Annotated in this window: 23 protein-coding genes; 14 read left to right on the top strand and 9 right to left on the bottom strand. The window is 38.1% G+C overall.

Annotation, left to right across the window (positions count from 1 at the left end; genetic code table 11):
- Nucleotides 1-143 precede the first annotated feature (143 nt).
- Entirely contained in the window at nt 144-632 is a 489-nt protein-coding gene (locus HLV59_RS13650) for a YqiA/YcfP family alpha/beta fold hydrolase (protein WP_081174931.1), read from the top strand.
- 15 nt (nt 633-647) lie between these two features.
- On the opposite strand, the gene HLV59_RS13655 is transcribed toward HLV59_RS13650, so the two are convergent.
- A complete protein-coding gene (locus HLV59_RS13655) occupies nt 648-1088 on the bottom strand; it encodes an SRPBCC family protein (RefSeq protein WP_031947661.1) in 441 nt (146 codons plus the stop codon).
- Between the two features lie 446 nt (nt 1089-1534).
- Between HLV59_RS13655 and rubA the strand changes: the two genes are divergently transcribed.
- From rubA to oxyR, 4 genes are all read left to right on the top strand, one after another.
- Entirely contained in the window at nt 1535-1699 is a 165-nt protein-coding gene (rubA, locus tag HLV59_RS13660) for a rubredoxin RubA (protein WP_000760495.1), read from the top strand.
- A 94-nt stretch (nt 1700-1793) separates the two neighbouring features.
- The gene (gene rubB / locus HLV59_RS13665) at nt 1794-2975 is read left to right on the top strand and encodes a rubredoxin reductase RubB (protein ID WP_171430187.1); all 1182 of its coding nucleotides are present in this window, start codon (nt 1794-1796) and stop codon (nt 2973-2975) included.
- A gap of 52 nt (nt 2976-3027) precedes the next feature.
- Nucleotides 3028-3972, top strand: a complete 945-nt coding sequence (gene estB, locus HLV59_RS13670; RefSeq protein WP_031947660.1) for an esterase EstB — start codon at nt 3028-3030, stop codon at nt 3970-3972.
- 6 nt (nt 3973-3978) lie between these two features.
- The gene (gene oxyR, locus HLV59_RS13675) at nt 3979-4887 is read left to right on the top strand and encodes a LysR family transcriptional regulator OxyR (RefSeq protein WP_005070616.1); all 909 of its coding nucleotides are present in this window, start codon (nt 3979-3981) and stop codon (nt 4885-4887) included.
- Nucleotides 4888-4916: 29 nt separating this feature from the next.
- Here oxyR and HLV59_RS13680 read toward each other — a convergent pair whose 3' ends face one another.
- Complete coding sequence (locus tag HLV59_RS13680) at nt 4917-5507, bottom strand: SPOR domain-containing protein (protein WP_216606773.1); 591 nt, start codon at nt 5505-5507, stop codon at nt 4917-4919.
- Nucleotides 5508-5564: 57 nt separating this feature from the next.
- On the opposite strand from HLV59_RS13680, the gene HLV59_RS13685 reads away from it, so the two are divergent.
- Nucleotides 5565-5693, top strand: a complete 129-nt coding sequence (locus HLV59_RS13685) for a hypothetical protein (RefSeq protein WP_081409531.1) — start codon at nt 5565-5567, stop codon at nt 5691-5693.
- Between the two features lie 58 nt (nt 5694-5751).
- Here the strand turns inward: HLV59_RS13685 and ppk1 are convergent, their stop codons facing one another.
- Together ppk1 and mtgA are read right to left on the bottom strand one after the other, a co-directional pair.
- Nucleotides 5752-7830 carry a polyphosphate kinase 1 gene (gene ppk1 / locus HLV59_RS13690; RefSeq protein WP_171430188.1) on the bottom strand — a complete coding sequence of 693 codons (2079 nt, stop codon included), beginning with the start codon at nt 7828-7830 and terminating at the stop codon, nt 5752-5754.
- A gap of 104 nt (nt 7831-7934) precedes the next feature.
- Nucleotides 7935-8612: a monofunctional biosynthetic peptidoglycan transglycosylase gene (mtgA, locus tag HLV59_RS13695; RefSeq protein WP_171430189.1), complete on the bottom strand. Its 678-nt coding sequence runs from the start codon at nt 8610-8612 to the stop codon at nt 7935-7937.
- 76 nt (nt 8613-8688) lie between these two features.
- On the opposite strand from mtgA, the gene HLV59_RS13700 reads away from it, so the two are divergent.
- Complete coding sequence (locus HLV59_RS13700; protein ID WP_171430190.1) at nt 8689-9498, top strand: rhomboid family intramembrane serine protease; 810 nt, start codon at nt 8689-8691, stop codon at nt 9496-9498.
- A gap of 1 nt (nt 9499) precedes the next feature.
- On the opposite strand, the gene HLV59_RS13705 is transcribed toward HLV59_RS13700, so the two are convergent.
- A complete protein-coding gene (locus HLV59_RS13705) occupies nt 9500-11959 on the bottom strand; it encodes an ABC transporter permease (RefSeq protein ID WP_171430191.1) in 2460 nt (819 codons plus the stop codon).
- A 3-nt stretch (nt 11960-11962) separates the two neighbouring features.
- Nucleotides 11963-12655 carry an ABC transporter ATP-binding protein gene (locus HLV59_RS13710; protein ID WP_031947655.1) on the bottom strand — a complete coding sequence of 231 codons (693 nt, stop codon included), beginning with the start codon at nt 12653-12655 and terminating at the stop codon, nt 11963-11965.
- Between the two features lie 44 nt (nt 12656-12699).
- On the opposite strand from HLV59_RS13710, the gene HLV59_RS13715 reads away from it, so the two are divergent.
- Nucleotides 12700-13323, top strand: coding sequence for an arylesterase (locus HLV59_RS13715; RefSeq protein ID WP_005129345.1), 624 nt, complete (start codon nt 12700-12702; stop codon nt 13321-13323).
- 35 nt (nt 13324-13358) lie between these two features.
- Here the strand turns inward: HLV59_RS13715 and HLV59_RS13720 are convergent, their stop codons facing one another.
- Nucleotides 13359-13973 (bottom strand): carbonic anhydrase, encoded by a 615-nt coding sequence (locus HLV59_RS13720; protein ID WP_004703121.1) that lies wholly within the window; start codon nt 13971-13973, stop codon nt 13359-13361.
- A gap of 284 nt (nt 13974-14257) precedes the next feature.
- Between HLV59_RS13720 and HLV59_RS13725 the strand changes: the two genes are divergently transcribed.
- Both HLV59_RS13725 and HLV59_RS13730 read left to right on the top strand, forming a co-directional pair.
- The gene (locus HLV59_RS13725; protein ID WP_171430192.1) at nt 14258-15283 is read left to right on the top strand and encodes an alpha/beta fold hydrolase; all 1026 of its coding nucleotides are present in this window, start codon (nt 14258-14260) and stop codon (nt 15281-15283) included.
- A gap of 26 nt (nt 15284-15309) precedes the next feature.
- The gene (locus HLV59_RS13730; protein ID WP_171430193.1) at nt 15310-16317 is read left to right on the top strand and encodes a hypothetical protein; all 1008 of its coding nucleotides are present in this window, start codon (nt 15310-15312) and stop codon (nt 16315-16317) included.
- Nucleotides 16318-16339: 22 nt separating this feature from the next.
- Here the strand turns inward: HLV59_RS13730 and HLV59_RS13735 are convergent, their stop codons facing one another.
- Together HLV59_RS13735 and nfuA are read right to left on the bottom strand one after the other, a co-directional pair.
- Nucleotides 16340-18373, bottom strand: coding sequence for a ligand-gated channel protein (locus tag HLV59_RS13735; RefSeq protein ID WP_171430194.1), 2034 nt, complete (start codon nt 18371-18373; stop codon nt 16340-16342).
- Nucleotides 18374-18537: 164 nt separating this feature from the next.
- The gene (nfuA, locus tag HLV59_RS13740; protein WP_087088482.1) at nt 18538-19176 is read right to left on the bottom strand and encodes a Fe-S biogenesis protein NfuA; all 639 of its coding nucleotides are present in this window, start codon (nt 19174-19176) and stop codon (nt 18538-18540) included.
- 158 nt (nt 19177-19334) lie between these two features.
- On the opposite strand from nfuA, the gene HLV59_RS13745 reads away from it, so the two are divergent.
- The 4 genes from HLV59_RS13745 to HLV59_RS13760 all read left to right on the top strand — a co-directional run bounded on the left by HLV59_RS13745 (nt 19335) and on the right by HLV59_RS13760 (nt 23074).
- On the top strand, nt 19335-19952 hold the full coding sequence (locus HLV59_RS13745; protein WP_031947651.1) for a rhomboid family intramembrane serine protease: 618 nt from the start codon (nt 19335-19337) through the stop codon (nt 19950-19952).
- 170 nt (nt 19953-20122) lie between these two features.
- Nucleotides 20123-21799 carry an arylsulfatase gene (locus HLV59_RS13750; protein ID WP_171430195.1) on the top strand — a complete coding sequence of 559 codons (1677 nt, stop codon included), beginning with the start codon at nt 20123-20125 and terminating at the stop codon, nt 21797-21799.
- Nucleotides 21796-22800, top strand: a complete 1005-nt coding sequence (locus HLV59_RS13755) for an SUMF1/EgtB/PvdO family nonheme iron enzyme (protein ID WP_216606725.1) — start codon at nt 21796-21798, stop codon at nt 22798-22800. The genes HLV59_RS13750 and HLV59_RS13755 overlap by 4 nt, the downstream gene beginning before the upstream one ends.
- A 109-nt stretch (nt 22801-22909) precedes the next feature.
- Entirely contained in the window at nt 22910-23074 is a 165-nt protein-coding gene (locus HLV59_RS13760; protein WP_016144617.1) for a hypothetical protein, read from the top strand.
- The last annotated feature ends 205 nt before the right edge of the window (nt 23075-23279 follow it).

Here is a 23279-nt window from a genome sequence, read left to right on the forward strand (position 1 = left end):
ACTTTTTAAAGGCAAAATGACTTAGACCAATCGCTAAGATCATTTTTTAAAGCATTTAGTAAAATATAAAAAAATCCAAATAACCTCGATATTCAAAGGCCCTATTTGCCTTTTATTTTATCAATGAGATTGTGTCGTAAATAATGAAAATTCTATTTTTACATGGCTTGGATTCTTCTCGTGAATCAACAAAGTTCCACGCCATTTTACATCCTGAAAAATTTTGTATTGACGTTGATTATCGTAACTTAAGTTATGCATCTGTTGAGTACTTTTATCATCAGGCTATTCAGACGATCAAACCTGATTTATTGGTTGGTCACAGCCTTGGAGGATATTGGGCCTTAAAAACTGCCGCTCAACATAAATTAGCTGTTATTGTGGCGAATCCAAGTCTTACACCTAGTTTTCGACCTGACTACCCTCAATTGTCAGAAGATGAACTCATCCTCTCTAATCCTAAAATGGCCTATTTAGAATTAGGAGACGAGCAACTTGATATGTACCAGGTTCAAGAAAAACTTGCACCCTACATGAATATTGAAACGTTTGAAGGCGGACACCATCGTTTGGCCTATCCTTCTCGTATCAATGATTTGATTATGAAAATTTATAAAAGATATTTGGCTTAAATTGATGACGATTGCCTATTTTCCTTCTGCCAATTTCTTGATTACGTCAAAACCTTGAACGAAGCCACTTTTCAACATACCCATATATTCAGGTAAGGTGGCTAATTCGACTTTTAAAGTAGTTACATTATCCTGCTGGCTCAAAAAATACTTTTCTAATGAACCGCTCCAACCTTTAACTTCTTCACTTTCTAAATCTTCCTTACCATCCTTAATCATTCCTAAATGTTTAAAAATTAAGATTTCTGGTTTTTTCATTTCTTCAATAGTGGAAACCATGCCATTACCTTCACCATCTAGGAAATAGGTTTTACCACCGACTTGCCAATCAGTACGCATTGAGGAATCTGGAGCAAAAAATTTTGTCCAGGCATTATATGTCTCGTTATTCCAAAGTAATTCCCATACTTTTTCTATAGGCGCCTCAATTTCTACTTCGTATTCTAAATTTTCCATAGTTCATTTCCCTGATTTGTTCCATTTTTATGATGTAGAATTTTAATTTTCGCGTTTAATGATGACATCTGTTGAATCTTTATTTGTTGTTATTTAGCTTTCTTATTATATAAATCTTTTAAATGAGCAGACACTTTTTATTTCTCAATAATTTCACAAACAACATTAAGTTTTAAATTAACATTAAGAATGTATTAGTTATTATTAGTTTATGCTCAAGTTTTGCCTAAATAACCACTTATTTGTCCTAACCTGCCATTCATCTTTGCTTACGAATGATTAAACTCCGTTATTTGCTTTACATTAAATGTAGAACTGCGTAAAAATTTGATATCCGATCAAAGGCACATTGGTTATTATTGACCGGATCGTGGTTACATTATTAATAGATGGAATAGTTTTACTGAAAGGCAGCTTTGAGCAAACTTATCAGTGCGGAGAGTCTCATGAAAAAATATCAATGTATCGTTTGTGGATGGATTTACGATGAAGCAGAAGGTTGGCCACAAGACGGCATTGCAGCTGGAACAAAATGGGAAGATATCCCTGATGACTGGACTTGCCCTGATTGTGGCGTTTCAAAAGCTGACTTCGAAATGATCGAAATCTAATGATTTAAAGTAAAAGGCCATGATTGACATGGTCTTTTTTACGAATATTACCAATCACCGTATTAAATAAACAATTCTAACTCTGGAGAGAAAAATGCATCCTATCGTCATTATCGGATCAGGCATGGCGGGTTATACCTTAGCACGTGAGTTTCGTAAGCTTAGCCCAGAGCAAGAACTTGTGATGATTTGTGCGGATGATGCAGTGAATTATGCAAAGCCAACATTATCAAATGCATTTGCAGGTAAAAAAGCACCAGAACAAATTGCTTTAGGTGATGCTGCTAAAATGGGTACCCAGCTCAATATGCGTATTGAGCCTTTCACTTTTGTAAAAGAAATTTTAGCTGAACGTCATGAGCTTGTTCTTGAAAAAGACGGGGTAACTTCGAATCAATCCTATTCAAAACTGATTTTAGCGGTTGGTGCTAACCCAATTCGTCTTGCAATTGCAGGTGATGGTAGTGATGACATTCATGTAGTGAACTCGCTAATTGATTACCGTGCTTTCCGTGAAAATCTAGCTCAACGTAAAGACAAACGTGTTGTTATTTTGGGTGCCGGTTTAATTGGTTGTGAATTTGCCAATGACTTACTTCACAGTGAATATGACATCACTGTCATTGATTTGGCACCTCAACCATTAGGTCGCTTATTGCCAGGTCATATTGCTTCTGCATTCCAGCAAAATCTCGAAGAGGCTGGTGTTAAATTTGCATTAGGCACAACCGTTGAAAAAGTCAGCAAAATTAATAATGGTGAAGACTATGCGATTACACTCGCAAACGGCCAAACTTTGGTTGCTGACATCGTTCTTTCAGCCATTGGTTTACAGCCAAATATTTCACTTGCTAAAAGTGCAGATATTCAAACAAGCCGTGGCATTATTACCAATAGTTTGCTTGAAACAAATCAAGCCGATATTTATGCGATTGGGGATTGTGCAGAAGTAAATGGCACCCTACTTCCATATGTAATGCCGATTATGCAGCAGGCTCGTGCTCTTGCAAAAACTCTTAGTGGACAACAAACTGCCGTGCATTACCCTGCTATGCCAGTAGCAGTAAAAACTCCAGCGGCTCCGCTTACCGTTTTACCAGCACCAGTTGATGTAGAAGTAAACTGGGAAACAGAAGAGTTCGACGATGGTATGCTTGCTAAAGCAATTGACAATGAAGGAACATTGCGCGGTTTCGTATTGTTAGGTGCAACGGCAGGTAAACAACGCTTAACTTTAACAAAGCTTGTTCCAGATCTTATTCCAGCTCAAGCATAAGGTTTGAATCAGGAGTACTCTTTTGTGAGTATTCCTTTGAGGAATGAATAACATGAATAGCGCCTTACAGTTTAACATTTCACCGTATACATCTTTCATGCAAGAGACCAAAGTCAACTTAGGCAATGGTATTGAGCTACATGTAGAAGTAGGTGGAAAACCGGATCATCCAACCATTTTGTTAATTATGGGTCTTGGGGCTCAAATGCTTTTCTGGCCGGATTTCTTCTGTAAATCACTCATTGATCAAGGTTTTCGTGTTATTCGTTTTGATAATCGTGATATTGGCCTTTCATCAAAAGTGCGTCATGAAGGTAAACGATTAAATACGGTTAAATTGATGGGTCGCTTTGCACTTGGGCTAAGTAATCAAGGTGCACCTTATACACTGCATGATATGGCAGATGATGTATCAATGCTTATTGATCGCCTAGGAGTGACTAAAACGCATGTCATTGGTGCATCAATGGGCGGGATGATTGCTCAAATTCTTGCAGCAAAATATCCTGAAAAGGTTGAAAAATTGGGGCTCATGTTTACCAGTAATAATCAGCCTTTTTTACCCCCTCCTTTTCCTAAACAACTTTTAAGTTTAATTGGCAAACCCGAGTCACGTGACGAAGATGGTATTGTTAATCACAGTTTAAAATTATTTCAATTGATTGGTTCACCTGGTTACGTCAACCAGATTGAAGCAATGCAAACTGCACGCAAACTTTATCAACGTAGCTATTATCCTGCTGGTGTACTTCAACAGTTTTTAGCAATATTATGTACAGGCTCCTTACTTCAACTGGACCGTGAAATTAAGCAACCCGCGTTAGTCTTACATGGCTCTCGTGATCGTTTACTTCCACCTAGTCATGGTAAGGCTGTAGCAAAAGCAATTTCCGGTGCTAAGTTTGAATTAATTGATGGAATGGGGCATGATATCCCTGCACATTTTATTCCACAGCTTAGCGGTTTATTTGCGCATCATTTTAAATCATCATACTAGGACACTATGGCTGCATTACCCTCACTAAGACAGCTATCATATTTAGTTACGTTGTCGGAAACTTTGCATTTTACTGAAGCAGCACGCCGCTCTTTTGTCACACAATCGACGTTATCAGGCGGCATCATGGAGCTTGAACGATTGTTAGGTGGCGTTCTGGTAGAGCGTGACCGTCAGAATGTGCGTTTAACACCCTTGGGTGAACAAGTTGTTGCTCGTGCCCGTGTACTACTAGCAGATGCTCAAGATTTAATGCGTTTGAGCCGTGAAATGAGTGAACCGTTAACAGGTGATTTGCATTTGGGTGTTATCCCAACCATTGCACCTTTTATCCTGACACGCTTACTTGATGAAGTGCATCAGCAGTTACCTAAAATTCAGTTGCATCTGCATGAAGCTCAAAGTGAAAAAATTGTAGAGCGTCTAGAACACGGTAATCTAGACATGATTGTTCTTGCTCTACCGTTTGATACTAGAGGCTTAAAAGTCGCTGAAATCTCGAAAGAAAATTTGTACCTTGTATGTAGTAAACAAGATACAAATGCTTTGCAAGCAAACTCACTAGATGATCTTGATTTATCGAGATTAATTTTGCTTGAAGAAGGCCACTGTTTACGTGATCACGTTTTAAGTGCCTGCCCTATCGGTGAGCGTAAAAACGACAACCGTTTAAAAGCAAGCTCTTTACCAACTTTGGTGGAAATGGTTTCTTCTGATTTAGGCTTTACACTTTTACCAGAAATTGCAATTGATAACAGTATGATCAAGTTTAATGATCAAATTACTGCTAAACCAATTGAAGATGCCCCAAGTCGGACTTTAGCGTTAGTCACTCGTAAAAGCACACCGCTACAAAGTGAGTTTGATGTCTTACTGCAAATTATGCAGAAAATCACCACAAACTTACATGAATAAAAAAAGGAGTCTTCGGACTCCTTTTTGTTTTACTGAGCTGTAAGCGATGCCCACTTAAATACCCAAGCAGATTGCATATTCAAACTATTATCAGCAATAATTTTTTCTCTAATAATTTGTGCGATAGCATAATCATTGGCTGAATCTATCATAACCCGTATTCCTTTAGTGGTTGAACTAGTCACGACCTTATAGCCTTTTGCTTCAAGCTGAGATTGAACCCGATTTGCTTTATTTTGATCAGCTGCTAGTGCCACCTGTACCATCCACTTTTTTTCACCATTTTCTAAAATTTCTTTAGCAATTGCAGCATCAAGTTGTTTTTTATTTTCAGAACTTTTCTTTTCTTCTAATTTCTTTGTATGAACATCCTCAGTTTTCTTGTGAGCTAAAAACTCATCTTGCTTTTGTTTTCTTTTCTGGATAATTATTGCTTTATTCCTCACTTCACTTTTTTTAGCTTTATTATTAGAAGCTGGCGCAAAATAAGGATATATTGCTTGATCATCAAACCTTTGAAATACAATGATATCCCCATAACACTTCTGATCTGCGTAAGCGGTCACTGGTATTATCCCCAAAAGTATTTTAATAAGTAAACTTCTAATAAAGCACTGCATTTTATTCATTTACCAAATTTAAGTATATTTAATGCGGCGTATTAAAGTAGATTTCACATGATTTGTATATTTTTAAAATTCAATGTTTTATGGCAAAAATCACATATTTTTAAAACATCTTGCTGTGTTTCAAATTATTATCGTTTACCCAACAACCATTTAGAAAAACTAATTAAATTATTTTGAATTTCAATGCATTAAAAAGCCGACAGAATGTCGGCTTTTATTTAATCCTAAAAATACATTATTTAATGATTTCCAATAGTGCTCTTTGAGCATTATGCAATTTTTCACCCTCTGCTGGCTCAGCACGCACCCAAGTACCATCTGACTGTAGTAACCAAGCTTGCTGATTATCTTGCAAATAGTTCACGAGGCCTTGTTGATAGATACGTTTTTTCAGTGCAGGATCTTCAACAGGGAAACATGCTTCAACACGGTTAAATAAATTACGATCCATCCAGTCTGCGCTTGAGCAGTAAATACGTGCATCACCATTATTACTGAAGTAATAAACACGAGTATGCTCAAGGAAACGTCCTACAATTGAACGTACACGAATATTTTCCGATAAGTTAGATAAACCCGGACGTAAACAGCAAATAGAACGAATAATCAGGTCAATCTGAACACCTGCTTGAGATGCTTCATATAATTTATTGATCAATTGAACTTCTGTTAGAGCGTTCACTTTCACAATAATTTGAGCTTTACGTCCTGCCTTAGCATTGGCAATTTCTTCATCAATAAAGTTGATGAGTTGAGCATGTAAGGTAAATGGCGCATGTAATAGCTTTTTCAATTTCGCCATTTTGCCCATACCCGTCAGTTCTTGGAATATGCGGTGCACGTCTTCACACAGATCTTTATCGGTCGTCATGAGACCATAATCGGTATAAATTCGAGCATTCATCGCATGGTAGTTACCTGTTCCTAAATGAACATAACGCACCAGTTTGTTATTTTCACGGCGTACCACCATAATCATTTTGGCGTGAGTTTTATAACCTACAATACCGTAAACAACGACAGCCCCCGCTTCTTGTAAAACGTTAGCGACTTCAATATTGGACTCTTCATCAAAGCGTGCGCGCAATTCAATCACAGCAGTGACTTCTTTCCCATTACGCGCAGCTTCTGCCAAAATCTGTACAATTTCAGAGTCAGCACCACTACGGTAAAGTGTTTGCTTGATTGCCAACACTTGCGGATCGCGAGCAGATTCACGAAGTAGCTGAATCACAGGAGCGAAAGATTCAAATGGATGATGAAGCAAAATGTCTTGCTTCTGCATTGCCGAGAAAATGCTCTCAGTCTTTTTAAACACTTTAGGCACAATCGGCGTATGCGAGTCATAACGCAAATGAGGGCGTTTAAAATTTGAAACCAGGCGAGCCAAGTTTACAGGACCATCAACTTTGTATAATTGCTCATCGGTTAAATCAAATTCTTCCAATAAGTACTCATAAATATGCTGTGGACAATTATGAGTCACTTCTAAACGAACCGCGCGACCGAAACGTCGAGAACTTAATTCACCTTTTAAAGCTTTTGCTAAATCTTCAACATCTTCATTTAATGCCAAGTCCGCATTACGTGTAACACGGAATTGATAACATCCGGTCGCAGTCATTCCAGGGAATAAATCTGACACATGCTCATGGATAATGGCAGATAGCATCACGTGATGTTCTTTACCACCTGTTAACTCATCTGGCAGTCGAACCACGCGAGGTAATGAACGTGGTGCTGGTACCACAGCTAAATCAATTTGACGGCCAAAAGCATCTTTACCTTCTAAAGTCACAATAAAGTTCAAGCTTTTATTGACGAGACGTGGGAACGGATGCGCTGGATCTAAGCTAATTGGTGTTAGTACAGGTGCAACTTGCTCTTGGAAATATTTCTTAATCCATGCTGACTGTGCGGGCGTTAACTCACCACGACGGAGGAAGCAAATATCTTCTTCACGTAGCTTAGGTAATATTTCTTCATTTAAAATACGATATTGACGTTCAATCGCGGCATGAGCAGTTTCAGAGATTTTTTGTAAGACTTGTCTTGGCGTCAAACCATCAGGACTACGACTCTCATTGCCTAGAGAAAATTGCTCCATTACCCCCGCAACGCGAATTTCAAAAAACTCGTCTAGATTGCGTGAAAAAATGAGCAAGAAATTCATTCGCTCGAGCAATGGATGTAAAGGGTCTACCGCTTGCTCCAATACGCGCAAATGGAAGTCAAGAATAGACAATTCACGATTTATATAACGGTCATTATAACTATATTCTATTGGGGTCGTTGGTGTAATCGCTGTATTCATGTCTAACTCAATTCTCTATCCAGCCAAAATCTCTATAAAACAGTATGCTGCAAAAATATGACAATTTGGTAAAAACTAAAAAATTAACACATCTTTAAACATCATTATTCAGGAATTTGGGTGCCATTCATATAACGTAAAATAACGCGTTTTCTATATTGTAGTTTACGATCGTTGCGGTGATCTTGGTAATATTTCGGATCTGGTAATAATGCAACTAAAAAAGCAGCCTGTTCGCGCGTTAAGCTTCTAGCACTTTTACCATAATAATATTGCGCGGCAGCTTCAACACCATATAAATTCTTTCCAAACTCTACAGAGTTCATATACACCTCAAGAATTCGGCGTTTTGACCACATGCGTTCCATCATCCAAGTTGCGATAGTTTCTTGGCCTTTACGAATAAACGAACGCTTATTGTATAAAAACAAGTTCTTTGCAAGTTGCTGAGACACAGTAGAACCACCAGCAACTACTTCCCCCTCTTCATTATTACGCTCTAAAGCAAAACGAATCCCCTCCCAGTCAAAACCATGATGGTGGATAAATTTTGCGTCTTCTCCAGCTAAAATCGCATGTTTGAAATTGTCGCTAATATCATCATAGTCAAGCCACTCATGAATGATCGGCTCGGATGTATCTGACCAATAATCTAATCGCATAAACATGGTGGTATCAACTTCATGTGTACGCCACCAGACTAAACTTGAGAAAATCCAAAGTTGAATGAGGAGAATTGCCCCAATAAAAATTAACAACACGCGAACAATAAAAGCTTTCATGTTCGTCCTAATCTCCTGTATTCAACTTTTTTCATGTTAAGCTGTTAAGCATGTTTATATATAACAAAAGCATAGCATGACTCAATATCAGCCTCCGCACATTAATCGTAAACTCAATGTACAAACTTGGTGGCTGACCGCCCTATTGATCTTGATTAATGTAGGTTTGTTTGTCTGGCAAATTGCAACTGGTGTCGATATTAGCGACCCAGCCATGAAAGATGCTATTCATTGGGGTGCTGATTTTACACCACTTACTTTTTCTGGGCAGCCTGAACGCTTATTTACCAGCATGTTTTTTCATTTTGGTCTTGTTCACCTCATGCTTAACATGTGGGCACTCTATATTTTCGGTAATGTTGCTGAGTCACTATTTGGTCGCTTCTACTTTATAGGCATGTATTTACTTGCTGGCTTATTCGGTAGCCTTCTCAGTAGTTATATGACGATTCAAAATGGACATGAATTACTACAACATTTCGATCAGAGTTTACTTCCTCATGTCAGTGCAGGTGCTTCGGGTGCCGTAATGGGATTAGGTGCTGCGTTAACTGTTCTTTCTTTATTCCCTCCGCTTCCGCATCAAGCTTACATACTCGATAAAAAAGCCTTATTAATGGTTATGGCCATCAACCTTGTTTTTGGTTTTGTCGCAACGGGTATTAATAATGCCGCGCATATTGGCGGCATGATTATTGGAGCATTCCTTGCCCTAATGTGGTACTTAAGCTATGTCAGCAAGTTAAAAAATGTTCTCCAAATCTTAGGGTTATTAGGAGCAGTAATTATTACATGTGGTTTTTATATGTACTGTGTACAAATCAATTCACCGTTACTTCCACTCTGGCATGAAATCATCATCCAGAACCCTGACATTATTCCTTAACCTATAATTGATTTAACTCTCTTAAACTTTGTAAAGGCGGTAAATTGCAGAGGTAACCTAGTCGATAACGACCAATCAGGGCGCAAACCAACATCATACCAAGAGGTAAAATCAGCCATATTTCAATATGCCACTGTAGGGCCATATTCATTTTATAACTTGCAATCGCACTAATCACTTCTGCAAAACAGCAGGCAACTACGCCTGCTAACAGACCTAAGAAACCAATCTCAAAACTAAGCATTTGCTTCATTTTATTTTTAGATAAACCAAATGAGCGTAGTAAAGCAACTTCACGGCGTCGCTCATCCATTAACAGATTTAAACAAGCAATCAGTACTAATACACCCGAAAAACCGACTAATGCTGCCAGTACAGTTACTATTTTAACCAAAACATTCATTAAGCGTTTTACTTCATCTAAAATTCGATCAACATCAATAAATACGGTATTTGAGAACTGCTGAATAATATTGATCATTTTAGGTTGGTCTTGCTTAGGTACATAAAAGCTACCCAAGTAACTTCCAGCATTTTCGTCTAAGGTTTTAGGTGAAAAAATAAAGAAAAAGTTAGGGCTAAAACTCTCCCACTCTACACTCCGAAAATTGACAACTTTGGCTTGCAATGTGCCTTCGGGCAAACTAAAAGTAAGCTTATCCCCAATTTGGATTCCCAAACTTTCGGCAGTTTTACTTTCGACTGAAACTTGCCCCACGCCATTAAACTGGGCTTGTCCTTTTGTAATTGCATTGTCATCCGGTAATAGATTTGATTGAGTCAAATTCAATTCACGGCGTAAAGAGTTATTTTGTTTTATGGCTTCTTCTGAAAAAGGCACATCATTCTTTGCTATCAGTCGGCCACGAATATTTGGATATAACGGCGTGCTTTGCCAACCATGTTGCTTTAACTGTTGCTCAAAGGCTTTTAAATCAAATGGAGGCAATCCATAAACAAATTGATTCGGCGTACCTTCAGGCAGTTGTTGCTGCCAACGCTCCAATAAATCTGTTCTTAATACGCTCAACACTGTAATAAGACTTAACCCTAAAGCCAATGCAGTAATTTGTAAGGCACTTTGCGATGGAGACCGAATATAAAAAGACAAACGATTTTTCAGCTTTTTTAAGCTACGAAGCAATAACCAAACAACGGCGTAAAGCAAAATACAAAGAACAATAATGGCAGCCAAAACCAGAATGCTGAGCATTAAGTTTTCGCTCAACACCAAACTAAAAACGATCAGGCTAGTGATCCCTGCAAAAAACATAAAAAATAAAGATTTACGAGATTTGGCTTGTTCTCGAATCACTCGAATTGGAGGTGTATTTAAAAGCTCCCAGATGCTTGGCAAAATAAAACCAAGCAGCACAATCACACTCGTAAAAATAGCGATGGGTAAAGGCCCGATTAAAAGTGGTATGACCGAAAAACTTAGCTCTAATTGAGGAATCAATTCCAGCATAAGTTGCAGCAGGCCAAATCCCATGATCAAACCTAAAAGACTACCCAACACAATTGAAATCGCACTGACAACACAAAGCAATCCAATATATGCCCACAAGATTTGGGACTTACTAGCACCTAAACATCTGATCAGCGCAATATGATCTTGGTTTTGCTGCACATAACGTTGACTCGTTAGAGCGATGGCAATCCCACACAATAAAATAGTTAAAATATTGGCCAATTGCAAAAAGGTATCTAGGTTTTCAAGCGGACGTAATAACCTACTATTCGATTCACTTGCATCACGCAATCGCAAACCAACCGTTTCATCTGGGTCTTTAGAGGTTTGATGCTGTTGCTTAAATTGCTTTGAAAAACTTTGAACCTGTTCAGGGCTACCCGACATTAATAAACGATAGTCAATTCTGCTGCCTGTTTGAATCGCATGCGTTTTAGCAATATCGGCTTGATGAATAATGACAGTTGGCGAAAAGCCTGAAAAACCGAGTTCCTGATTTGAATCACGCACAATCACACCGCTAAAACGGAAGGTAGCGTCAGCAATAGAAACAGCATCACCCAGTTTTACTTTTAATAAATCTGCCGCTCTTTGGCTTAGCCAGACTTCTCCAGACTGAATGCCTTTAGCATGGGGATTAATCTCAAGCTGTCCTCTTAGTGGAAATATGGGCTCTATCGCTTTCACATTGACCATGACAAACTGATCTTGGGTATGCGCCATTGAACTAAACATGGTGACATGAGTTTGCTTTAAACCAAGCTGCTGCGCCTTTTTATTCCATGCGACTTCAATCGGCTCATTATTTGAAAGAACTAAATCGGCGCCCAACATTTGAGAGGCTTGCAGACTGACCGCATTTTTAACTTGGTCGTTACTAAATTTAAGAGCAGTTGTCGCACTAATCGCAAGTGATAAGGCAATAATAAGCAGGTACAACCCACCTGTGCGAAAACTTTGTAGTAAAAGTGGTTTTAGAAGATTACGCATAAGTTAACCACCCTGTACTGTCTTTAATCGGCCATCATCTAATTCAATATGACGCTGGCAAAGGGTCGCTAAATTACGGTCATGAGTCACCAGAATCAGAGTCGTACCTAACTCTCGGTTTAAATCAAAGAGTAGGCTTTCAACTTCTTGTGCTGTCTGACCATCTAAGTTTCCTGTCGGTTCATCCGCAAAAATAATTTGTGGTTCTGCAATGAGAGCTCGTGCAATTGCCACACGCTGCTGTTCTCCTCCAGATAAGACTTTAGGTGTTTGTTCAACTTGACGACTAAGACCTACTCGATGCAACCAATCTAAAGCTTTTTTCTCTGCGGTTTTATAATCAAAATCTTTACGCAATCGCAAAGGTAACATGACATTTTCAAGCGCACTCAACTGAGGTAAAAGTTGAAAAGACTGAAATACAAAACCAATATGCTGCATTCGGATCTGGGCACGTTGTTCCTCTGTTAACTGATGAACAGCTTGTCCACACAACCAGATCTCTCCCTCTGATGGCTGATCTAAAGTCGCCAAAATTCCCAATAATGTTGATTTACCTGAGCCAGAACGTCCCGTAATTGCTACCTGCTCCCCTTCAAAAATCTCTAAATCGATATCTTTTAAAATCGTAAACTGATTTTGGTTAATCTGAATAGTTTGTGTAACTTGATGGGCAGCAATGATCGGTTGTGGCATGATGTAAAAAGTCCTATGTATTCAGAATCAGGGTCGAAGTACAAATGTCTAAATCTTTTTTGATTGGTTCTAAAAGCATCATGCTCATCTCATTAAGTATGCTGCCCATGCTTGTATCGGCGAAAACTATTTTGATTTTAGGAGATAGTATCAGTGCCGGTTACGGAATTGATCCCAAACAAGGTTGGGTACAATTACTGCAAAAACGCTTAGACCAACAGTATCCCAAACAACATAAAGTGGTCAATGCAAGTGTTAGTGGAGAAACAACCAGCGGCGCTTTAGCACGACTACCTAAATTACTGCAGACCTATAAGCCCAACGTAGTTGTGATTGAATTAGGCGGAAATGACGGCTTGCGTGGTCAACCACCTCAAATGATTCAAAAAAATCTAGATCAACTTATTCAACTAAGCCAAAAACAAAAAGCCAAAGTTATTCTTTTTGGCATGAAAATCCCGCCAAATTATGGGGCTGCATATAGCAAGGCTTTTGAAAATAATTATAAAGTTGTAAGCCAAAAATATCAGGTGAAATTACTACCTTTCTTTCTAGATGGCGTTGCGGGTCAAAAACAGCTTATGCAAAATGATTTGATTCATCCAAATGCTCAAGCCCAGTCAAAATTACTTAATTTGGCTTATCCATATATAAAAGGTGCCCTATAGGCACCTTTTATCTTTAAGTATTCTTTTTAATATGATCAGAAATCAAAAAAAGTAACTTCACCAGTTTCTAGTGAATATTCAGCGCCAACAACAATCAACTCACCTTTTGCAATCAGACTCTCTAACACAGCCGAACCATGACGTAATTGATTTACCGAAGCAAAAACGTTTGAACGCACCGCATGACATGAAAGTTTTTTCAAATCATTTTTTAAATCAGTCTGCATTAAAATTTCAACTGATGGGCGAACACGGTTCACAATTGACATTAAGTTAGATGATGGCGGGTGATCAGGATTCATTAACGTATCAATTGTTGCTTGAATCGCGCCACAATGACTATGTCCCAATACCACTACAACCGGACAATCATAACGCTCTGCTGCGAACTCGACACTACCGACTTGTGAGGGTGCAACCACATTACCAGCAACACGGATTACGAATAAGTCACCAAGACCTTGATCAAATACCATTTCTGCTGGAACACGTGAATCTGAACAACCTAATACAATCGCAAAAGGATTTTGATCCTTTGCCATTTCAGCGCGTTCATGATGCGATAAGGTTTTTGCAAGGGAAGTATTTCCATTTACAAATCGTTGATTACCAGCTTTCAGACGATCTAAAACTTCTTGCGCAGTAGGCATTTTATATTTCCATTGTTTTTTCAAGGTTAGAAAGCATTTTAATGTGTCAAAATTTGAATGTCACTGACAAAAAATAAATCCTTTGTCATGAAAAAAATGAAAAGCACCTCATTCTATTTAATGTAGGTTTTACGGCCAATTCTCTGCTGTTTAGCGAAAAAATAGACATACTTTGCTTCTCCGATTGACTATAATTTTCTTCATTCCAAACATTTGGCAAATGACTCATTGGCAAAGTTTTTCAATAATTTTTCAAACTCGCTTAAGCATCAAGGATGAAATCAATGACAAGGCTGTCCACATCAATTAAAGCCTCTATGAAAAAAACTGCTACCGCACTGACTGTAGCTTGTAGCTTATTGTCAGTCATGAGCATTTCTCAAGTACATGCAGCCGACAACATTGATGTGACGTTCCAGAATGTTTTACAACAAGAACGTGGCTGGGCTGGTTTACAAAGTAAAAGTCTAAAAGTAGGCGATGTGACTTGGTCATATAGTGAAGGCGGCTCTACAACAAAACCAACTTTACTCCTCATTCATGGCCTAGCGGGCAGCCGTGATAACTGGAACCGAGTAGCCCGTTATCTCACAACAAATTATCATGTCATTATTCCTGACTTACCGGGTAGTGGTGAAACTATCGTTTCCCAAGACTTCGATTATTCGGTACCAAATCTTGCAGAAAAATTACGTCGATTTGTTGAAGCTGCAAATTTAAAAGGTCCGATCCACATTGCTGGGCACTCACTCGGCGGCTCTATTGCCCTGCTCTATGCTGGACAATATCCATTTGAAACCAAAAGTCTATTTTTAGTAGATAGCGGTGGTATTTTTCGTTCAGCCAACACAATTTATCTAAAAGATCCTGCTTATCTAAAACAACTCTTAGTATCTAAAAAAGGTGACTTTAATTATTTATTAAAACAAACCATGTTTAATCCTCCGTTTATTCCTAAAGAGTTTTTGCAAGCTCAAGAAAAATTGATGATTGATCAGGCACCTCAAACACAAAAACTGGTTGATCAACTAATTGCACTTAATAAGGTTTATACGCCAGATTCATTTGCCGTACTTACCAAAACAATTGATGCACCGACGCTCATTTTATGGGGTAAACAAGATAAAATTATTAATGTAGAAGTCGCAAATGAACTGAAACGGCTTTTAAAGAATGCTGAGCCTCCCATTATTTTGGAAAACGTAGGCCATATGCCAATTTTGGAAGCTGAACAGTTGGTCATTCAACAATATGTACCGTTTTTATTGAAAGTAGAAGCAAACCAATCTTTAAAAACGACTACGCCTTAAATAAAACTTTTAATTTGTGAGACCTTATGTCTACCCAAACCATCATTGAAAAACTTATTGAAGCTCATCTAGATTTTTTAGATGAGCAATTTGCTCAGACTCAAGTGATTCAACAAGAGTTTGAGCAGTTTTATCATTGGTTGGGAAGTCGGCAATTACAACACATTTGGACTTTTGAACAGATTCAACAGCTGATTCAAAAGCAGATTTTAGACACGCCTGCTTCTGATTTTCTGATTGAACAGATCGCTGAGCATATTCGTTTTGCGCTGATTCATCCTGCAAATGAAACGGCAACTGTTGAAGATGTTATTCCTGTTTTAACGATTGACCGAATTGCACAGTACATTGCAAGTAAGGAAGAGCACCGTAAAAAGCTGATTAAAACGATTGTGAATAACCCTGCCTTTTCAGCACTTTTGACTCAATTGATTCAGCAAACAATGCATGATTATTTAGATGAGTCTATGTCAAAGCGTGTACCAGGTGTAGGTCGTTTCATGAAAATGGGGAAATCTGTTTTAGAAACCGTAACCGATTCAAATCTAGATGACACGATTAATCATTATTTGCAAAAGAATATTTTAAAACTCAGCCAAATGAGCGAGCGTGTTTTAAACCAACATTTTGACAATGATAAGCTCTACCATTTTCAGGCAAATGTTTGGCATAAAGTTAAAACGATGCCGCTGTCTGTTTTAAAAAATTATGTAGAAACTCAAGACTTATCAAAAACGGTTGGTTTAGGACATGAAATCTGGGACCACATTCGTCAAACCGATTATTTAAAACAACAAGTACATGATGGCATTTACACTTGGTATGTACGTAATCAGGAACGTAATTTTGACTTGTTACTTCGTGACCTCAATATTGACGAAAGTTTAGTGAAGCATGAACTGACCGCATTGCTTGTACCCGTACTACAACAATTAGTCACAACTGGACATTTAAGACGTCGTGCCCGTGTGTACTTAGAGAAGTTTTATTATTCTGAAAAAGCATTACAGATTTTAAATAACAAAGGCGCTTAAAGCGCCTTTGTTATTTAACTAATTAAAATTTATAAATAATACCTAAATTATAACGGCGTCCGTCTAAGACATAATTATAAGTTGCTACATCAATGTCTTTATCAAATAAGTTATAGATGCCTGCCGCAACTTGGATTTTGTCAGTCGGTTTATAGTTCATACCAACATCAACCAGTCCATAAGCAGGCTTTCCTTCAGCCATTGAGGTACGGCTTAAATACTCAGAAGTTTTGCTACGGAAATTCAAGCGACTCCACATGTTGACTAAGTCATTAACTTGCCAATCTAAAGTGGTATTAAACATATGTTCCGGCATTTCATTTAAAGGTTGACCTTTAAATTGACCACTTTTTTGCTCAGTATCGGTATATGTATAATTGGCATTCATTTTTAAATCTGGTGAAATTAACCAACCAAAAGTTGCCTCAATCCCTCGCATATTGGCTTTATCCACATTTGTGCGTTGACTGACAAAATCAAAATCTAGACCTAACCACTTACACTCGCGAGCACCTGCATCTCCTGAGCACGTTCTAACTTCTGTAATTTTGTCTTTAAATTCACTATTAAAAATCGTTACGCCAGCATTCAAGTTATCTAAATTATCCCACGCGAATGACAGCTCATAGTTGGTACTTTTCTCTGGTTTTAAATTTGGATTACCTACAATCACTCCAGCAGAACTGCTACCACCTGTAGCTTGTCCCCATTCTGCTACGGTCGCTCGTAGTGCAGGTGTTTTATAACCTGTTGATACGCCGCCTTTAATAATCCAGTTATCATTTAAAGTCCATACACCATATATTTTAGGACTAAAGTGATCTCCAAATTTTTCATCCTGATCCATTCGTAATGACATTGTTAAAGTGAAAGGATCAATAATATTCCATGCATCTTCTGCAAATAATGCCCAGCTATAACGATCTAAATTAGAAACAGGTTGTGAGCCACCCACTTTTAACTGGTTACCTAAATCGTCTAATTCTTCTTTTAAATAGCTTCCGCCCACACTAAGCGCATGATTTGCGAGTGTGATCTGATTAAGCGTGTTAAATGTAGTATTTACAGCTTCCATATTTCTAGATGGATTCTTATTTTCTTCGCGCTGAATATAAGAATGAGTCTTTACAGGACCTATGTCACCACGGTGCGTTAAACTATACTCTGTACGATAATAGTCTGTTAATGAATCTGCTGGTGGATTACGGCCGGTCTGAATAGGTGAAACTGTTTTACCAATTGTGGCATTACGATTTTGGATAGAACGTTGATATTCAAGCTCAATGGTATGTTGATCATTAGGGGTCAAGCTTAAAGTCGCCCCTCCTGCACGAATTTTTTGTTTGTTGTAACCACCAATAATTTCATCTTCATCTCTTTGTGAAAATGTGCCGTTGGCTTTTAATCCAAGTAAATTCTTAATTAATGGTCCCGACACATAAGTATTGGCTTGGTAAAGATTTCCAGATTTATTATTTTCCTGAATCGTTGTATCTAACTTAACCGAACTGTTCCAAACATCTGCAACTTTTTTAGTAATGATATTAATAACACCACCCATCGCATCTGAACCGTATAGGCCAGACATTGGACCACGAATAACCTCAATACGTTCGATGCTTTCGATTCCCGGTAACCAACCTTGCTCAATACCTGAATTATCACTATTTGGTCGCACAGAACGTGTATTTACTTTCTTACCATCGACCATAATAACGGTATATGCGCTACCCATTCCGCGAATACTGATATCAGATGAACTCCCACCACCAGTAACAACCACGCCTGGTACATCTTTAAGCGCATCAGTTACATCACGATATGCTTTTTTATTAATTTCATCTTGAGTTAAAACAGAAATAGAAGCGGCTGCCTTTTTTATATTTTGTTCAAAACCACTCGCTGTTACGACTATTTTTTCTAATTGGGTAACTTCTTTTTTATTTTCACTTGAAGAATCAACTAAATTATTTTCATTTTCAGAAGCGTAAGCCATAGGAAACATAACTGTAAATATCGATAGAGATAATACAGATTGGAAAATATATTTAGTCATATCCTGCTCCAGCAGATCAAATAATGGATAAATTGTGAATTTCACCTTAACAAATGTAACAAAATTAAATAAAAAGATAAATAATATTGATAATTATTTTCAATTAATAGGCATAAAAAAACCTCATTTTGAGGCTTTTTTATTTCACTTTTCAAATAAATTAATTATTTGAAATAAGCACCTTCTGCTTGCGTATGGTCAGTTTGGTCAACCACACGTTGAAGTTCAGGAATGTTCTCTCTTAGAGTGGTTTCGACACCTTGTTTCAAGGTAACGTCAATTGCTGAACAGCCTTGGCAACCGCCACCAAATTTTAATACAGCAGTTAAACCGTGTTCTGGATCATCTTGTACTTCTACCAAGCTACAATTTCCGCCATGCCCTGCAAGACCTGGGTTAATTTCTGCTTGAAGAATGTAAGTAATACGTTCTTCAATTGAAGCATCTGGACCAACACGTGGAACTTTAGAATTTGGAGCACGGAAAGTGAGCTGACCACCAAAACGGTCTTTGTTGTAATCGATTACGGCATCTAAAAGATAAGGAATAGATGGCGCATCAATATACGCAGGAAAATTAGGATAATCCTGTTTATAATCCGTTGGAATCACTTCTTCTGGCGCACTATATGCCATACAGCATTCGGCACGTGGCGTACCCGGATGTTCAACAAAAATTCGAACGCCAATTCCCGGAGTATTTTGCTTCGTTAGTAAATCGTGCAAATACTCTTGTGCAGATGGTGTAATCAAAAGGTTTGGAATTTCTTCTGCAACAGCAGTGTTGGTGTTCTCAGTCGACATAACAATATTCCTCAAGCTGATGCCTTTATATTAACCGAAGATGAGGTAGATTTAAAAAAAATCAACTAAATTTGTCGGATTTATACACAACAGGGTTTCAAGTTAAGTTTTTAATGGCATTATTGACCTCAGTATTGATCATTTTTTAAATATTTCTTATGTTGCATTTGCCGTTTAACCATACCATTACCCTTATTATTATTACGGTCATTGTCTCTTTACTTGCATTTAGCAATCAAAATGTAATGAACCGCCTGATCTTTTGGCCACCAGCAATGCAACGTGGGCAGTTTGATCGTTTCATCACGCATGGTTTTATTCATGCCGATGGAACACATCTACTTTTCAACATGATTACCCTATTCTTCTTTGGCAGTATTATTGAAAGTTTTTATCGCCAATATTTTTATGACATGGGTTTCGTGTTGTTCTATTTAGGTGGCTTAATCTTCGCGATTTTACCAAGCTATTTACAACATAAAAACGATGCGAATTGGGCCAGTCTAGGCGCTTCAGGTGCTGTTTCAGCAGTTTTATTTGCTTATATTCTGTTTCAGCCATGGAAGCTGATTTTTGTATTCTTCATTCCCGTACCCGCTATTATTTTCGCCATTTTATATGTGGCATACAGTATTTGGGCAGGTAAGCGAGGTAATAGTCATATCAATCATAGTGCTCATTTATGGGGTGCAGCTTACGGGATCATCGTTACCATTTTACTTGAACCTAAAGTTATTCCACATTTCCTAGACCAACTTACTCGCCTTCCTTTCTAAATAGAATAAAACAACGAAAAGCCCGTTGTGGGCTTTTCTTTTTTTCTTATTTATTTATCTGCATAAATTCTCAGTCTTTTTTCTGATTTTCTTTGATCAATTCTTTGTTTTGTTTGCAAAAACCATCTGATTAAACTCATGCCAATTCTTTTAATAATTCAGATGATACAATGAAGTACAAAGCAATTTTATCTGGCCTTTCCATTGCATTATTTAGCTTATCTTTGGCTGGATGTAATGACAACGATAATCAAGAAAATGTCGTAAGTACACCTAAGCAACCCAATATCTTATTTATCATGGCTGATGACTTAGGCTATTCCGATTTAGGAGCTTTTGGTGGTGAAATTCATACGCCGAATATTGATAGTTTGGCTCAAGAAGGTCGCCTTTTAACGGATTATCATACTGCCCCGACCTGTTCGCCAACACGCTCTCAACTCATTTCTGGTACTGATCACCATTTAGCTGGTATTGGGGCAATGGCTGAGCTCACACCTGACCATTTAAAGGGACAACCAGGCTATGAGGGCTACTTAAACGAACGCTCACTATCGATTGCTCAAGTGCTTAAAGATAATGGTTATCGCACGTACATCAGTGGTAAATGGCATTTAGGGCTAACATCTGAAACTAATGCACATGCTAAAGGTTTTGACCACTCATTTACCTTATTACAAGGTTTAGACCATCACTTTAAGCAGGCTCCAAGTGCGTTTAAACGAAATTCAACTTATACCGAAGATGGACAAATTGTTCCTGTTTCAGCATTGCCTGACGACTTTTTCTCGACGAACTATTTTACCGATAAATTACTAAGCTATTTAGATTCAGGTAAAAATAGTGGTAAACCATTCTTTGCTTATGCTGCCTACACAGCACCTCACTGGCCAATTCAGGCACCAGCCGAATATCGCGAAAAATATCGCGGGGTTTATGATGTCGGTTACGATGCAATTCGTAATGCCCGTATTGCTAAGCAAAAACAGCTTGGGATTATTCCTGCAAACTTTGAGGCAGCAGAACCAATTGCAACTCAAAATGCCCCACAGAAATATGGAAAGTGGGATGAGTTAACAGCTGAACAAAAAGCACTCGAAGCCCGTAAAATGGAAATTTATGCGGGCATGGTCGAGAATCTCGATGCCAATGTAGGTCGTATTATTCAATATCTCAAACAAAATAATCTTTATGACAATACCTTAATTTTCTTTGTTTCAGACAATGGCGCAGAAGGTTTTGTACGTGGAGGATATGGCAGTGAATCTGGTTTTGATAACTCTGTAGCAAACGTAGGTACACCTACTTCGTATCATTATATTGGACCACGTTGGGCCGAAGTGAGTGCCGCACCTTTTCACTTGTGGAAAGACACGGCGGGTGAAGGTGCAACGACAGCCCCTGCCATTGTGAAATTACCGAATCAGAAAAAAGCAAAAGCAACCAATCATAGCTTTGCATCTGTACTCGATGTTTTCCCAACTTTACTAGATTATGCTCATATTCCAGTACCTCAAGGCCAATATAATGGACGTACTATCAATACGCCAACTGGCTACTCATGGAAATCTGTACTTGAAAATAAAACAACTACGATTCGCCCTGCCAATTTTAGTTTTGCCGACGAGTTACATGGTAGTAAATATGCAAAACAAGGTGATTGGAAAATTGCAATCCAAGGACGCCCTGAATTAGGTACAGGAACTTGGGAGTTATATAATCTTAAAACAGATCGGGGGGAAAGACAAAACGTTGCACAGCTTTACCCAGCTAAAGTTCAAGAGCTGTTATCGGTTTATCAAAAATATACTGAGAAAAATGGTGTGCAGGAATATAATGCCAAATGAGATTAAAACCATTTTTAGTTATCACAATCAGCCTGTCTTTTATGACAGGCTGTAGCCAATCTTCAAAAATTTCTGAGTCTACATCTTCAGCTCAAAAACCAACTTCTTTAGCTGACTTGGGTTCTATTGAAAAGTGTCAACACTACACAGGACTGCCTCAAGGGTGGCTCAAACTATCTACAGCTGGGATGGTTTTAATTGCCGATGGGCATTTTAATTTTGGTTCTGAGAAAGCCTATCCAGATGAACTTAATTTTGGTAAAAAACAACGAGAAGTTAAAGGATTTTGGATTGATCAGACCGAAGTCACCGTAGCCCAATTTGCAAGCTTCGTAAAGGCAACAGGCTATATTACCGATGCCGAAAAACAAAAGCAGGCTGCTGTTTTTTCACCAGATTCTGATCAGCCACAGCAATGGTGGCAATTAAAATCAGGATATACGTGGAAAACCCCAAATGGTGATAAAGGCGCTGTAGCAAATCCTAATGAGCCTGTGCGATATGTAAGTAAAAATGATGCTGAACATTATGCAGTCTGGCTAGGACGTGATTTACCCACAGAACTAGAATGGGAATATGCAGCTAAAGCCAATTCAAAAACGGATACTCCTTTACATCAAGCTCCTACCGATGAACACCAACATCCACAAGCAAATTATTGGCAAGGTGAATTCCCTTTTCAAAACCTGAATCAAGATCACTTTAAAGGTGTTGCACCCGTTGGATGTTTTGCATCAAACAATTTCAAACTATTTGATACGATTGGAAATGTATGGGAATGGACGTCCTCTCCATATCAAGGTGCTCATGACCAACATATGGGAAATTATTCTGATTTAAGACAACAACAAATCACTAGTACTCAATATGTAATTAAAGGCGGATCTTTTCTTTGTGCTCAAAATTATTGTTCCCGTTATCGTAGTAGTAGCCGTTATCCACAGGATTTTGATTTAGCTGCGACACATGTTGGATTTCGAACAATTTTACGATCTCCTTAATTTCTTCTTAATTAGGCTGTTTAAAGATATTTTTTAACCAAAATTAGATCGAAAAACAATCAAAATATTTTTATAGTACAAATGAGAATGATAAAAAAGTGAGAACAACATGAAAACTTTACTTCTTTGCGCCGCAGCAATTTTCACGATGTCTCTATCGGCCTGTGCAGTCCATACTCCCGACGGTAGTATTGTGATTGACCCAGATTCACCACACTACGGACACCCTGGAGACTTTTGCCCACCAGGACAAGCTAAAAAAGGTCGTTGTTAGAAATACCCTCTTTTAAAGTAATTTTGAAGTTACTCTAAAGAAACAGGCTTCAATCAATTGATAAATTGAATACTAAATGGAGGGTTCCAGCCCAAAAATAGATGGGATGAAACTAGAAAATTATGGTGTAAAAAAATCACCATATCCCCAAGATTTTTAAAAGACAATCTTACGTTGTCTTCTATCTAGTTTCACCCCAATTCTT

The sequence above is a fragment of the Acinetobacter lactucae genome (genome assembly GCF_013122135.1).
Classification (GTDB): Bacteria; Pseudomonadota; Gammaproteobacteria; order Pseudomonadales; family Moraxellaceae; genus Acinetobacter; species Acinetobacter lactucae.